The organism is Streptomyces sp. NPDC048106 (assembly GCF_040706415.1).
Lineage (GTDB): Bacteria > Actinomycetota > Actinomycetes > Streptomycetales > Streptomycetaceae > Streptomyces.
This window is the reverse complement of sequence record NZ_JBEZND010000006.1, coordinates 141,472-153,422: the sequence shown is the minus strand read 5'-3', so window position 1 is coordinate 153,422 and position 11,951 is coordinate 141,472. Positions and strand designations below refer to the sequence as shown.

The following is an 11,951-nucleotide window of genomic DNA, read 5'->3' as shown; positions in this document are numbered from 1 at the left end:
AGGACCTTAGGTGTGCTGGGCGAGCAGCCGCTCGATCACGGCGGCCACGCCGTCCTCGGTGTTGGCGGGCGCCCGGCCGGAGGCGGCGGCGATGGCGTCGGGGTGGGCGTTGCCCATGGCGTACGACTGCCCGGCCCAGGTCAGCATCTCGATGTCGTTGGGCATGTCCCCGAAGGCGACGACCTCCTCGTGTGAGATGCCGCGCTCGGCGCAGCACAGGGCGAGCGTGCTGGCCTTGGAGACGCCGGGGCCGCTGAGTTCCAGCAGGGCGCTGGGGCTGGAGCGGGTGACGGTGGCGCGCTCACCGATGGCCAGACGGGCCAGGGTGAGGAAGGCGTCGGGGTCGAGGGTGGCGTGGTGGGCGAGGATCTTGAGCACGGGCTGGCCGGCGGTCGGGCCGTTCAGCGCGAGCAGTTCCTCGGCGGGCAGCAGGTGCCCCGGCACCTCCATGTGCAGCCTGGGATAGGTGGGCTCCTGGTGGAAGCCGTACGTCTGCTCGATCGCGAAGACCGTGCCGGGCGCGGCCTCGCGCAGCAGCCGTACGGCGTCCAGGGCGTTGCCGCGGGCCAGTTCGCGCACCTTGGTGAACCGGTGGGCGCCGGGGCCGCCGTGCAGGTCGACCACGGCGGCGCCGTTGCCGCAGATGGCCAGGCCGTGGCCGTGGACATGGTCGCTGACGACGTCCATCCAGCGGGCCGGCCGGCCGGTGACGAAGAAGACCTCGATGCCCGCCTGCTCGGCGGCGGCCAGGGCGGCGACGGTCCGCGGGGAGACCGACTTGTCGTCGCGCAGCAGGGTGCCGTCGAGGTCCGTGGCGATCAGCCGCGGGCGGATCGCGGCGGCGGGGGTCCCGGGTTGCCTGGTCGCTGAGGTCATCCGGTCATTCTCGCGCATATGCCCGCACGAGCGTGCGGAACTGTGCACAGATGAGACACAGATGACGCTCTCGCCGCCCCTGCCGCCCCAGGACGTGTCGCAGGACACGTCAGTCCAGCTGTGCGAGGGCCTCCATGGCGATCTGCTCGAACACCTTCTGGTCCGCGGCGAAGTACGAGTCCGGGATGGGCCAGTGCAGGACGATCTCGGTGAAGCCCAGCTCCCCGTGGCGGCCGGCGAAGTCGACGAACGCGTCCAGGGAGGTGAGCGGGCGGGCACGGTCCGGGGTGAAGCCGGTGAGCAGGATCTTGTCCATGCCGGCGGCGTCCCGGCCGGCCTCCGCGCAGGCCTCGGTCAGCCGGGCGAGCTGGCCGCGCAGCGCCTCCACCGACTGTTCCGGGGTGCCGGCCTCGTACAGCTTCGGGTCGCCCGTGGTCACCCAGGCCTGGCCGTGACGCGCGGCGAGCTTCAGCCCGCGCGGTCCGGTGGCGGCGACGGCGAACGGCAGCCGGGGGCGCTGGACGCAGCCGGGGATGTTCCGGGCCTCGTGTGCCGAGTAGAAGCGGCCCTCGTGCGACACAGCGTCCTCGCTGAGCAGCCGGTCGAGCAGCGGCACGAACTCGGCGAACCGGTCGGCGCGCTCGCGCGGGGTCCACGGGTCCTGGCCGAGGGCGGTGGCGTCGAAGCCGGTGCCGCCGGCGCCGATCCCGAGGGTGATCCGGCCGCCCGAGATGTCGTCCAGGGAGATCAGCTCCTTGGCGAGGGTGACGGGGTGGCGGAAGTTCGGGGAAGTGACCAGGGTGCCCAATCGCATACGCTGCGTCACCATCGCTGCCGCCGTCAGCGTGGGGATCGCGCCGAACCACGGCCCGTCGCGGTAGCTCCGCCAGGAGAGATGGTCGTAGGTGTACGCGGCGTGGAAGCCGAGGTCTTCGGCCTGCTGCCAGATCTTCTGTCCTTCGGCCCATCGGTGGATGGGGAGGATCACCGTGCTCAGACGCATGGCCCCGACGATACGCGGGCTTCCGCCGCCACCGATGTGCCAGCCGGCGGCGCAGGTTCCGGTAGCTGTGCCACTGTCGCGGCGGGGATCGCTACCGTGGCGGCATGAGCACGCTGGGCAGCGCCGAGCTTGAGGCCATGATCGAAGAGGCGACGGTGGACGCCTACGGCGACGACGAGCAGCGGACCGGCTTGTTCACCATGCTTGAGGAGCATCTCGCTGTGCCCTTCACCACCATGGTTCTCGGCGTCGAGGTGACGGTGCGCGGCGTCGACCTCACACCCGACGGCGCGATCGTCGCCCTGTGCTCTCGTGGCCGCGTCCGGCAGTCGATCGGCATCCTGGAGCTGCCTCTGCCCAGCCCGGCGCCCGAGGGGGCGCAGTGGATCGAGGCGTACCGCCACTGGGCCGGTTGAGGCCGGACGCCTCTCACTTCACACGGAACTGGTTCGTACGAAAGGGATGAACGTGCCTGAGGCCGTGCAGGGCGTGCGTCAGGATGCCGCCGAGCCGTCGCCGACCGATCTCATCGAGCGCAGTGCCGAGTTGAAGGGTGAGCTGGTCGCCTTCGCCCAGGGCGCCTGTTTCGACCGCTGGTTGACGCCCCTCCTGCTGGAGGCGGCTGGGCCTGAGCGACTGCTGGACGAGGGTGAGCTGATCAGGGTCACCGACCACTTCATCCTGCGACACCGCCTGCCGGACGGCTCGACCGTAGTGGACCGGTTCGTCACCGGACGGAAGGACCTGACCCCGTCGGACCGGGAGATGCTGCTCGGCTGGCGTGACCCGGTCGAGGGCATCTTCGAGGTCCGGCGGAAGGAAGGGGATGCCGTCGTCCTGCTCGACCTGATCAGCGACCTGGAGTACCGCACCTACTCGAACGTCGGGCGGGCGGCGTTCCGCGGAGTGTCCAAGGGAGGATTCCTCCACACCTGCCTGGTACCCGTTCAGTCGGCCGACGGGGCGTGGCTGGTGTCCGGGGCGATGTCGTACTACCCCAGGTCCAGTGCCACCGACATCGCACAAGCGGCACTCGAACTGGCCACCAGCCAGCCCGAGCTGGTCTTCCGCAACCCCCAGAAGATCGAGCAGGGGTGGCAGCGGATGAGGGAGGACCGGGCCGCGTTCGTCGAGTTCTTCGACGGCGACGAGTTGGTCCTTCCGCCTGCCGAAGCCGAGGGCCTCCTCAATGCCTACTACCGTCACCGCCGGCAGGCCGCTGTCGCCGCACAGCCCGGCCGTGCCCGGCGCCGCCGGCTCCCTGGACTGGACCTGCCCTTCTTCGCGTTCCCGCGGGAACTTGCGGACGCGGACACCATCGGCGTCATCCACGACCAGGTCGACGGGCTCAACTTCTACGCCGACTACGGGATGCTGCGGGATCTCTTCGCGGACCCCGCCCGCACGGGCCGCAGCCGGCACCAGGACCTGCTGCGCACGTACCTCCGCGAGGAGTCGATCACGCCACTGCCGATCCGCCGTCTGGCCGCCGCCCACCCGGAGACCGTCGACGCGGTGTTCCGAAAGCTCCTGCGGAAACCGGGATTCACCTGGAGCGAGCATGGCGAGGCGCTGCTGCGTCGGCGTAAGCCCTGGTACTACGAGAGCGACCCGCGCCCGGGGGTGTCCGTGATCGGCGACCGTCTGGCGAGCTGCTCGGTGCGGGACGGCGCTGAGCTCGTACGTGAAGAAGCACCGGCAGATAGCGCGCATACCGCAGCATGCTGGCCCCATGGCTGATACGACCCGCATCACGGTCACTCTGCCCACTGAGCAGGTGGCGGAGCTGAAGAGGCTCACGGACAACGTTTCCGGCTACGTCGCGGAGGCCGTTGCCCGTCAGATCAGGCATCAGCTGCTCGGTGAGGAGCTGCGCCGCTACGAGGAGGAACACGGCGCGTTCACCGACGAGGAGCTGGCCGCGGTTTAGGCCGGAATCTTCGGCACGGCAGAGCGCGAGGAGTCGGCGAGCGCGGCGTGAACCACCGCATCGAGACCGTCGTACTGGACTCACAAGGGCTGTCCGTCTGGATCTCTCAGGACCGGGCCGTGCTCGCGATGATCCGGTCCTTCCATTCGATGGCTGCCGATCTGGTGGTCTGCTCCAACACCATCGTGAAAGTCGTGCACGCCCGGGTGAACACCGCCCGACTGAACTGGGTCCTCTCACAGGCCAAGGTCGAATCGGTCACCGAGCAGGCGGCCAGAGCCGCCGCCGTGCTGCTGAAGGAGACTGGCCTCCACGGCCACAAGTACGCGATCGATGCCACCGTCGCCGAGCTGGCGCTCCGCCAGCCGGGCCCGGTGGCCATGCTCACGTCGGACCTCGACGACATGGCCAAGCTGTGCGGTAGCCGCGTCAGACTCATCGCGCTCTGAGCCGCTTCGGTCGGCACCAAGCCCCCGACGTACGTCTTCGCAGGTCAGGATGCGATTGGTGAACGAGGCTCGACTGAGGTTCCAGGGTGCCGAGGCGAAGGTGCTCGGTGGCGGCCGCGGCGGCGGTCAGGGTGGGGACGGCGCCGAACCAGGGGCCGTCACGGAAGCTGCGCCAGGAGAGGTGGCGGGGTCAGCGGGGGCCGGGGAAGCGCAGGTACCGCGGCGGGACGGCGGCGGTCAGCCAGACGCCGTTGGCGCTGACGTGGAAGACATGGCCGTCGCGGTGCATGGCGCCGGCGTCGACGGTGAGGACGACGGGGCGGCCGCGGCGGGCGCCGACGCGGGTGGCGGTGGCGCGGTCGGGGGAGAGGTGCACGGCGTGCCTGCGCATGGGTTTCAGGCCGGTGGCCCGGATCGGGTCAAGCGCGCCGGGGTGGGTGCCGTGGTAGAGGTACGGCGGCGGGGTGGCCGGAGGCAGGCCCAGGTCCACGGCGATGGTGTGGCCCTGGTTGGCGCGGATCCTGGTGCCGTCGATCGTGAAGCGCTGTTTGTCGTTGGCGGCGACGACGTGGTCGAGCTCCTGGCGGGTGAAGGGGAAGCCGTGCGCGCCCGCCGCGGTGATCAGGGTGTCGATGTCCACCCAGCCGGCGGGGTCGGGGGCGAGGCCGAGGCGGGCCGGTTGGTGGCGGAGGTGTCTGGAGAGGTACTTCGAGATCTTGACCGTGCGTCTTTCGTCCATGGGCTCAGAGTGCGGGAGAGACGCGGATCACGCAGGTTGTTTTCGCGGGCAGGTTTGATCCACAGACAACTGCGGTTATCCACAGGTGAATCGGCGAAGCTGTGGACAACGCGGGCTGTGGAAAGGGGTGTTGAGCGACGAAAGCCGCCAACACCGCCCCACCACAAGCCCCCACACCGCCCCCGCCACCCTTCGACTCACACCTTCGGCTCGACCTTCGCCAGTCGCCGCAGCGCCCCCGGCATCACCCTGGACAGGAAGTGCGCGCCCCGCGCCTCCGGCGTCACCGGGACCACCGGACGGTTGTGCGCCACCGCGTCCAGGATCGCCGAAGCCACCTTCTCCGGAGGGTAGTTGCGCAGGCCGTACAGGCGGGCGGAGCTCTTCTGGAGGCGGCGCTCCTCCGTCTCGTCGGCCCCGGCGAAGCGCGCCGTGGACGTGATGTTCGTGTTGACGATGCCGGGACAGATCGCCGTGACGCCGATGGACCGGGACGCCAGTTCCGCGCGGAGGCACTCGGAGAGCATGAGGACCGCCGCCTTGGAGGTGCTGTACGCGGGGAGGATCCGCGAGGGCTGGAACGCGGCGGCGGACGCGACGTTGACGATGTGGCCGCCCTGACCCCGCTCGGCCATCCGCGCCCCGAAGAGCCGGCAGCCGTGGATCACGCCCCAGAGGTTGACGTCGAGGACCTTGCGCCAGTCCTCGGTGGTCGTGGCGAAGAAGGAGCCGGACAGACCGATGCCCGCGTTGTTGACCAGCACGTCCAGCACGCCGTACGCGCGGTGGACCCGGTCGGCCAGCTTCTCCATCGCCTGCTCGTCGGAGACGTCCGCCGTCTCGGCCCATGCCTGCGGCGCGCCGATCAGCCGGGCCAGTTCGGCGGTGCGCGCCGCCGCCTCCGCGTCGCGGTCGACGGCCACCAGCCGCGCGCCCGCCTCCGCGAACGCGAACGCCGTCGCCCGGCCGATCCCGCTGCCCGCGCCGGTGACCAGCACCAGCTGCCCGCCGAAACGCGCCGCGTGGGGTCCCGTGGCCTTCGGCTCGGGGCGGCCGCCCTCCACCGACACCACGAACTCCTCGATCCAGGCGGCCAGCTGGTCCGGCCGGGTACGCGGCGCCCAGTGCTTGGCCGGGATCGTGCGCCGGGTCAGCCGGGGCGCCCAGCGGTCCAGGTCGTCGTAGAGCCGCTCGGAGAGGAACGCGTCGCCCTGCGGGGTGATCAGCTGCACCGGCGCGTGCGCGTACGCGTCCGGGCGGGGGTGGGTCAGCCGCGGGCGGACGTTGTCCCGGTAGAGCCAGGCGCCGTGGGCCGCGTCGGAGGGGAGGGACGCGGTCGGGTAGTCCCCGGCCGGGAGCCGTTCGACCCGCTCCAGGATCTTGGGCCAGCGCTTGCCGAGCGGGCCGCGCCAGGCCAGCTCCGGCAGGGCGGGCGTGTGCAGCATGCCCACGTACCAGGACTTGGCGCCCTGGTTCAGGAGCTGGGCCAGGCGGCGGGGCGTCGGACGCTTCAGGCGGTCGTTGATCCAGTGCCCGAAGTGGTCCAGGGACGGCCCGGAGATGGTGGTGAAGGAGGCGATACGGCCCTCGGTGCGGCCGACCGTGACGAACTCCCAGGACTGCACCGAGCCCCAGTCGTGGCCGACGAGATGGACCGGGCGGTCCGGGCTCACCGCGTCCACCACGGCCAGGAAGTCGTCCGTGAGCTTGGCCAGCGTGAACCCGCCGCGCAACGGCCGCGGCGCGGTGGAACGGCCGTGGCCACGGACGTCGTACAGCACCACGTGGAAGCGCTCCGCGAGGCGCGGGGCGATCTCGGACCACACCTCCTTGCTGTCCGGATAGCCGTGCACCAGGACCACCGTCGGCTGCTGCGCGTCGCCCAGTTCGGCCACGCACAGCTCGATCCCGCCGGTCCGTACCGTGCGCTCGCGCGCACCCTTCAGGGTCGTCACTTCTCCTCCGCCCAGCGCCGCACGTGCGGCAGCTCGTCGTCCAGCCAGAACGCGCTCTGCTCGGGGTCCTTCGAGTCGGTGACCACGAGGATCTCCTCGAACTTCGCCCCCGTATCCCGGAAGCCGAGGTGCGGTTCGACCGCCCACAGGCCCGGCTTCGGCGGATGGTCCGAGAAGCGGTACGGCGACCACAGCGGCGACCAGCCCTCGCGGTGGCCGTGCAGCGCGTCCGAGGCCAGGCCCCTGAGGGACCGGGTGCCGAAACCGAACACATGGGGCGCCCAGCGGCGCTCCCCGACCCGGTCCACCTTGTGCGCGATCACGCCGAAGGGGTAGGCGCGATGCCGGTTGGCATAGCCCTGGCGGACCATCAGCCGGTCCACGTCCTCGTAGATCTCGCGCAGCGAACGCCGCTCGCGCACCTCGCGCAGGATCAGCTCCCGGTGTGCCTCCAGGTCGGCCATCAGCCGGTCCTGTACGGGATTCACCCCGAGGGACCCCGAGTAGCCGATGTCCGCCGTGTATCCCTCGTACACCGGGGCCATGTCCAGGATGAACGGCATCCCGGGCGCGAGTTCGCGGTCGGTGGGGAAGAACTGCAGCGGCACGCGGAAGTTCACGAACGCCGTCCGGTCCCCGAACCAGGCGAAGGGCAGGTGGAACCAGTCCCGCACCCCGCGCTCGCGCAGCCACTCCCGCTGCATCCGCGCCGCCTCGCGCTCGGTCACGCCCGGTTCGAGGCGCGCCGCGACCGCCTCCGCGCACTCGTAGGCGAGGCGCTGCACCCTTCTGAATCCCCGCAGCTCCGTGGGGAGTCCACTGCTCACTGCCGTCGTCATGCCGCCTCGTCCCGTGGTCCGGCCGACTCGCGTCGGATGCGGTACGCGTTCGTAACTTGACACGGAGAATCTCGCAGTTGTTAGAGGTGGCGTCAATAGGCGGGAGCGCAGGTTGGGGACGACTCCGGGTAACCCCTGGGAGGGGCGGCCCTTAGGGACCCGTAATACCTGGGTCGGAGGTGAAGACGGCTCTGTGGTCTGACGACCGGCGTGGCCGGGATCACTACCGTCGGACGGGTGACTGTGATCGCGACCGAAAGCCTGAGCAAGCGGTTCCCCCGGGTGACCGCGCTCGACCGGCTGTCCGTGGACATCGGACCCGGTGTGACCGGACTCGTCGGGGCCAACGGCGCCGGCAAGTCCACCCTGATCAAGATCCTGCTGGGGCTGTCCCCCGCCACCGAGGGCGGCGCCCGGGTGCTCGGACTGGACATCGCCACCGAGGGCGCCGCCATCCGCGAGCGGGTCGGCTACATGCCGGAGCACGACTGTCTGCCGCCGGACGTCTCGGCGACCGAGTTCGTCGTGCACATGGCCCGCATGTCGGGGCTGCCGCCCACGGCCGCGCGCGAGCGCACCGCGGACACCCTGCGCCATGTCGGCCTCTACGAGGAGCGCTACCGCCCCATCGGCGGCTACTCGACCGGCATGAAGCAGCGCGTGAAGCTCGCGCAGGCCCTGGTGCACGACCCCAAGCTGGTCTTCCTGGACGAGCCGACCAACGGCCTCGACCCGGTCGGCCGGGACGAGATGCTCGGCCTGATCCGCCGCGTCCACTCCGACTTCGGCATCTCCGTCCTGGTCACCTCGCACCTGCTGGGCGAGCTGGAGCGGACCTGCGACCACGTGGTCGTCATCGACGGCGGCAAGCTGCTGCGCTCCAGTTCCACCACCGACTTCACGCAGACCACGACCACCCTCGCGATCGAGGTCACCGACAGCGACACCCACCCCGACGGCACCCGGGCGGTCCGCGAGGAGCTGCGGGAGCGCGGGGTGGAGACGCACCAGGAGGGCGCGGGCCTGCCCGGCGCGGGTCACATCCTGCTGCTGACCGCCGCGGGCGAGGAGACGTACGACCTGGTGCGGGACGTGGTCGCCGACCTCGGGCTCGGCCTGGTCCGCATGGAGCAGCGCCGGCACCACATCTCCGAGGTGTTCACGACCGCCACCGCGGGCGACACCGCGGGCGACAGCGACGAGCAGCGGAAGGAGGCCGTCGGCCATGGCGGTTGAGCAGCCCCTGACCTCGCCCCCGGGCGAGACGAGCCGGATCCACGACATCGGCTATCGCGGTTACGACGGCCCGCGCCTCGGCCGCGCCTACGCCCGCCGCTCCCTGTACTCGCAGTCCCTGCGCGGCGCCTACGGCCTCGGCCGCTCGGTGAAGTCCAAGGTGCTGCCCATGCTGCTGTTCGCGGTGATGTGCGTGCCCGCCGCCATCATGGTCGCCGTGGCCGTCGCCGCCAAGACGCACGAACTGCCGGTCGCCTACACGCGATACGCGATCATGTTCCAGGCCGTCATCAGCCTGTACGTCGCCGCGCAGGCGCCCCAGACCGTCTCCCGCGACCTGCGCTTCAAGACCGTGCCGCTGTACTTCTCGCGGCCGATCGAGACCGCCGACTACGTGCGCGCCAAGTTCGCCGCGCTCGCCTCGGCCGTCTTCATCCTCACCGCCGCTCCCCTGCTGGTGATGTACGTGGGGGCGCTGCTGGCCAAGCTGGGATTCGCCCACCAGACGAAGGGATTCGCCGAGGGACTGGTCTCCGTGGCCCTGCTCTCCCTGCTCTTCGCCGGCATCGGGCTGGTCATCGCCGCCGTCACCCCGCGCCGCGGCTTCGGCATCGCCGCCGTGATCGCCGTACTGGTCATCACCTACGGGGCGGTCTCCACCCTCCAGGCCATCGCGGAGGTCCAGGGGCATTCCGGCGCCATCCCGTGGATCGGCCTGTTCTCGCCGGTCACCCTGATCGACGGCGTGCAGTCCGCCTTCCTGGGCGCCACCGCCCGAAACCCCGGAGGAGTCGCTCCTTCGACCGGGGAGGGCGTGGTCTACGTCCTCGTCACCCTCGCACTGATCGCCGGCACCTACGGCCTCCTGCTGCGCCGCTACAAGAAGGTGGGCCTGTGACGACCCTCAGCCTCGACCACGTCTCCCGCTGGTTCGGCAACGTGGTCGCCGTCAACGACATCACCATGACCATCGGGCCCGGCGTGACCGGCCTGCTCGGCCCCAACGGCGCCGGGAAGTCCACCCTGATCAACATGATGGGCGGCTTCCTCGCCCCCTCCACCGGCACGGTCACCCTCGACGGGCAGCCGGTGTGGCGCAACGAGGAGATCTACCGGCACATCGGCATCGTCCCCGAACGGGAGGCGATGTACGACTTCCTCACCGGGCGCGAGTTCGTCGTGGCCAACGCGGAGCTGCACGGCCTGGGCGACAAGGCCGCCCAACGGGCCCTGGCCACGGTCGAGATGGAGTACGCGCAGGACCGGAAGATCGCCACGTACTCCAAGGGCATGCGCCAGCGCGTGAAGATGGCGAGCGCCCTCGTGCACGACCCGTCGCTGCTCCTGCTGGACGAGCCGTTCAACGGCATGGACCCGCGCCAGCGCATGCAACTGATGGACCTGCTGCGCCGGATGGGCGACGAGGGCCGCACCGTGCTGTTCTCCTCGCACATCCTGGAGGAGGTCGAACAGCTCGCCCGGCACATCGAGGTCGTCGTCGCCGGGCGGCACGCGGCCAGCGGCGACTACCGCAGGATCCGCCGGCTGATGACCGACCGGCCGCACCGCTACCTCGTGCGGTCCAGCGACGACCGCGCGCTCGCGGCCGCGCTGATCGCCGACCCGTCCACGTCCGGCATCGAGGTCGACCACACCGAGGGCGCGCTGCGTATCCAGGCCGTCGACTTCGGACGCTTCACCACCCTGCTGCCGAAGGTCGCCAGGGACCACGGCATCCGGCTGCTCACGGTCTCGCCCTCGGACGAGTCCCTGGAGTCCGTGTTCTCGTACCTGGTCGCGGCGTAGGAGGCCGAAGATGTACGACCCCACAGTCGCCCGGCTCACTTACCGGGCCCTGCTCGGCCGTCGCCGGGCCCTCATCCTCGGCGCGCTGCCGCTGCTGCTGATCGTGATCTCCGTGGCCGTGCGCGCCCTCAGCGGGGCCGACGACCAGACGGCCTCCGACGTGCTCGGCGGGTTCGCGATCGCCACCATGGTGCCGATCATCGGAGTCATCGCGGGCACGGGCGCGATCGGCCCGGAGATCGACGACGGCTCTGTCGTCTATCTGCTGGCCAAACCCCTGAAGCGGCCGACGATCATCTTCACCAAGCTGATCGTGGCCATCGCGGTGACCATGGTCTTCTCCGCGGTGCCCACGCTGATCGCGGGACTGATCCTCAACGGCAACGGCCAGCAGATCGCCGTCGCCTACACGGTGGCCGCGCTGGTGGCCTCCATCGCCTACTCCGCGCTGTTCCTGCTGCTCGGCACGGTGTCCCGGCACGCGGTGGTCTTCGGCCTGGTGTACGCGCTGGTCTGGGAGGCGCTGTTCGGCTCCCTGGTGCCGGGGGCGCGCACGCTCAGTGTGCAGCAGTGGTCCCTCGCGGTCGCGCACAAGGTGGCCGGGGGCGAGCTGGTCACGTCCGACGTCGGGCTGACCACGGCGGTGGTGCTGCTGGCGGCCGTGACGGTGCTGGCCACCTGGTACGCGGGGCAGAAGCTGCGGTCGCTGAAGCTGGCGGGGGAGGAGTGAGGGTTTCCGGGGGCTGCCGGTCTTGACGGGGACTTCATCCCTGGCGGGGCACACTGGGCAAATCGTGATGTATGGCTAGGAGGCCGGGGATGGCGGAGGAGATGCCGGGGGGTGGCGGGGGATTCGCGGGGGACGCCTTCGAGGGGCTGGTCCTGGACGAGGACTTCGTGCGGGCCGCCGAGGCGTCCGAGCCGTCCGCCCGAGCGCGGATGCTGGCCGCCCGCTGGCGCGCGGAGGCCCCGGAGCCCCAGCCGTGGCGCGCGGACGTGCCTCCGGCGGGGTGGTTCTTCAGCAAGATACGACGGCGGCGGTGGCGTCGTCGCCCGTGACCCCGAGCCGGGGCCGGGCGGGGGTCGGGTCGCCTGCCCGCGCCGGTGCGGGGAAGCTG

14 protein-coding genes and 1 pseudogene are annotated in these 11,951 nt (G+C 70.9%); 9 read left to right on the top strand and 6 right to left on the bottom strand.

Annotation, left to right across the window (positions count from 1 at the left end; translation table 11 throughout):
- Positions 1-6 precede the first annotated feature (6 nt).
- Positions 7-876, bottom strand: coding sequence for an HAD-IIB family hydrolase (locus tag AB0927_RS08490; protein WP_366666753.1), 870 nt, complete (start codon positions 874-876; stop codon positions 7-9).
- Positions 877-985: 109 nt separating this feature from the next.
- The gene (locus tag AB0927_RS08485) at positions 986-1,879 is read right to left on the bottom strand and encodes an LLM class flavin-dependent oxidoreductase (RefSeq protein ID WP_366666752.1); all 894 of its coding nucleotides are present in this window, start codon (positions 1,877-1,879) and stop codon (positions 986-988) included.
- A gap of 104 nt (positions 1,880-1,983) precedes the next feature.
- On the opposite strand from AB0927_RS08485, the gene AB0927_RS08480 reads away from it, so the two are divergent.
- From AB0927_RS08480 to AB0927_RS08465, 4 genes are read left to right on the top strand one after another with little or no spacing between them, the layout of a single operon-like run.
- On the top strand, positions 1,984-2,295 hold the full coding sequence (locus AB0927_RS08480; RefSeq protein WP_366666751.1) for a hypothetical protein: 312 nt from the start codon (positions 1,984-1,986) through the stop codon (positions 2,293-2,295).
- Between the two features lie 52 nt (positions 2,296-2,347).
- Entirely contained in the window at positions 2,348-3,619 is a 1,272-nt protein-coding gene (locus AB0927_RS08475) for a hypothetical protein (protein ID WP_366666750.1), read from the top strand.
- Positions 3,612-3,809: a type II toxin-antitoxin system CcdA family antitoxin gene (locus AB0927_RS08470; protein ID WP_366666749.1), complete on the top strand. Its 198-nt coding sequence runs from the start codon at positions 3,612-3,614 to the stop codon at positions 3,807-3,809. The genes AB0927_RS08475 and AB0927_RS08470 overlap by 8 nt, the downstream gene beginning before the upstream one ends.
- Positions 3,810-3,856: 47 nt before the next feature.
- Positions 3,857-4,258 carry a DNA-binding protein gene (locus AB0927_RS08465; RefSeq protein ID WP_366666748.1) on the top strand — a complete coding sequence of 134 codons (402 nt, stop codon included), beginning with the start codon at positions 3,857-3,859 and terminating at the stop codon, positions 4,256-4,258.
- Between the two features lie 82 nt (positions 4,259-4,340).
- Here AB0927_RS08465 and AB0927_RS08460 read toward each other — a convergent pair.
- From AB0927_RS08460 to AB0927_RS08445, 4 genes and pseudogenes are all read right to left on the bottom strand, one after another.
- Positions 4,341-4,442 (bottom strand): annotated as a pseudogene (locus AB0927_RS08460) (LLM class flavin-dependent oxidoreductase); the annotation flags it as partial.
- A 6-nt stretch (positions 4,443-4,448) separates the two neighbouring features.
- The gene (locus tag AB0927_RS08455) at positions 4,449-4,997 is read right to left on the bottom strand and encodes an RNA 2'-phosphotransferase (protein WP_366666747.1); all 549 of its coding nucleotides are present in this window, start codon (positions 4,995-4,997) and stop codon (positions 4,449-4,451) included.
- A gap of 197 nt (positions 4,998-5,194) precedes the next feature.
- Positions 5,195-6,952, bottom strand: a complete 1,758-nt coding sequence (locus AB0927_RS08450; RefSeq protein WP_366666746.1) for an SDR family oxidoreductase — start codon at positions 6,950-6,952, stop codon at positions 5,195-5,197.
- Complete coding sequence (locus AB0927_RS08445; protein ID WP_366666745.1) at positions 6,949-7,791, bottom strand: M24 family metallopeptidase; 843 nt, start codon at positions 7,789-7,791, stop codon at positions 6,949-6,951. Before AB0927_RS08445 ends, AB0927_RS08450 begins: the two co-directional genes overlap by 4 nt.
- Positions 7,792-8,034: 243 nt before the next feature.
- On the opposite strand from AB0927_RS08445, the gene AB0927_RS08440 reads away from it, so the two are divergent.
- The 5 genes from AB0927_RS08440 to AB0927_RS08420 all read left to right on the top strand — a co-directional run bounded on the left by AB0927_RS08440 (position 8,035) and on the right by AB0927_RS08420 (position 11,892).
- Positions 8,035-9,027 carry an ABC transporter ATP-binding protein gene (locus tag AB0927_RS08440; RefSeq protein ID WP_366666894.1) on the top strand — a complete coding sequence of 331 codons (993 nt, stop codon included), beginning with the start codon at positions 8,035-8,037 and terminating at the stop codon, positions 9,025-9,027.
- Positions 9,017-9,925 (top strand): ABC transporter permease, encoded by a 909-nt coding sequence (locus tag AB0927_RS08435; protein ID WP_366666744.1) that lies wholly within the window; start codon positions 9,017-9,019, stop codon positions 9,923-9,925. Before AB0927_RS08440 ends, AB0927_RS08435 begins: the two co-directional genes overlap by 11 nt.
- Positions 9,922-10,833: an ABC transporter ATP-binding protein gene (locus AB0927_RS08430; protein WP_366666743.1), complete on the top strand. Its 912-nt coding sequence runs from the start codon at positions 9,922-9,924 to the stop codon at positions 10,831-10,833. Before AB0927_RS08435 ends, AB0927_RS08430 begins: the two co-directional genes overlap by 4 nt.
- A gap of 10 nt (positions 10,834-10,843) precedes the next feature.
- The gene (locus AB0927_RS08425; RefSeq protein WP_366666742.1) at positions 10,844-11,563 is read left to right on the top strand and encodes an ABC transporter permease; all 720 of its coding nucleotides are present in this window, start codon (positions 10,844-10,846) and stop codon (positions 11,561-11,563) included.
- 89 nt (positions 11,564-11,652) lie between these two features.
- Positions 11,653-11,892, top strand: a complete 240-nt coding sequence (locus AB0927_RS08420; RefSeq protein WP_366666741.1) for a hypothetical protein — start codon at positions 11,653-11,655, stop codon at positions 11,890-11,892.
- The last annotated feature ends 59 nt before the right edge of the window (positions 11,893-11,951 follow it).

What these genes read in the sequence shown, in the direction of transcription:
- AB0927_RS08490 (WP_366666753.1), bottom strand. Translation starts at nt 876, where the DNA reads ATGACCTCAGCGACCAGGCAACCCGGGACCCCCGCCGCCGCGATCCGC.
- AB0927_RS08485 (WP_366666752.1), bottom strand. Translation starts at nt 1,879, where the DNA reads ATGCGTCTGAGCACGGTGATCCTCCCCATCCACCGATGGGCCGAAGGA.
- AB0927_RS08480 (WP_366666751.1), top strand. Translation starts at nt 1,984, where the DNA reads ATGAGCACGCTGGGCAGCGCCGAGCTTGAGGCCATGATCGAAGAGGCG.
- AB0927_RS08470 (WP_366666749.1), top strand. Translation starts at nt 3,612, where the DNA reads ATGGCTGATACGACCCGCATCACGGTCACTCTGCCCACTGAGCAGGTG.
- AB0927_RS08455 (WP_366666747.1), bottom strand. Translation starts at nt 4,997, where the DNA reads ATGGACGAAAGACGCACGGTCAAGATCTCGAAGTACCTCTCCAGACAC.
- AB0927_RS08445 (WP_366666745.1), bottom strand. Translation starts at nt 7,791, where the DNA reads ATGACGACGGCAGTGAGCAGTGGACTCCCCACGGAGCTGCGGGGATTC.
- AB0927_RS08435 (WP_366666744.1), top strand. Translation starts at nt 9,017, where the DNA reads ATGGCGGTTGAGCAGCCCCTGACCTCGCCCCCGGGCGAGACGAGCCGG.
- AB0927_RS08425 (WP_366666742.1), top strand. Translation starts at nt 10,844, where the DNA reads ATGTACGACCCCACAGTCGCCCGGCTCACTTACCGGGCCCTGCTCGGC.
- AB0927_RS08420 (WP_366666741.1), top strand. Translation starts at nt 11,653, where the DNA reads ATGGCGGAGGAGATGCCGGGGGGTGGCGGGGGATTCGCGGGGGACGCC.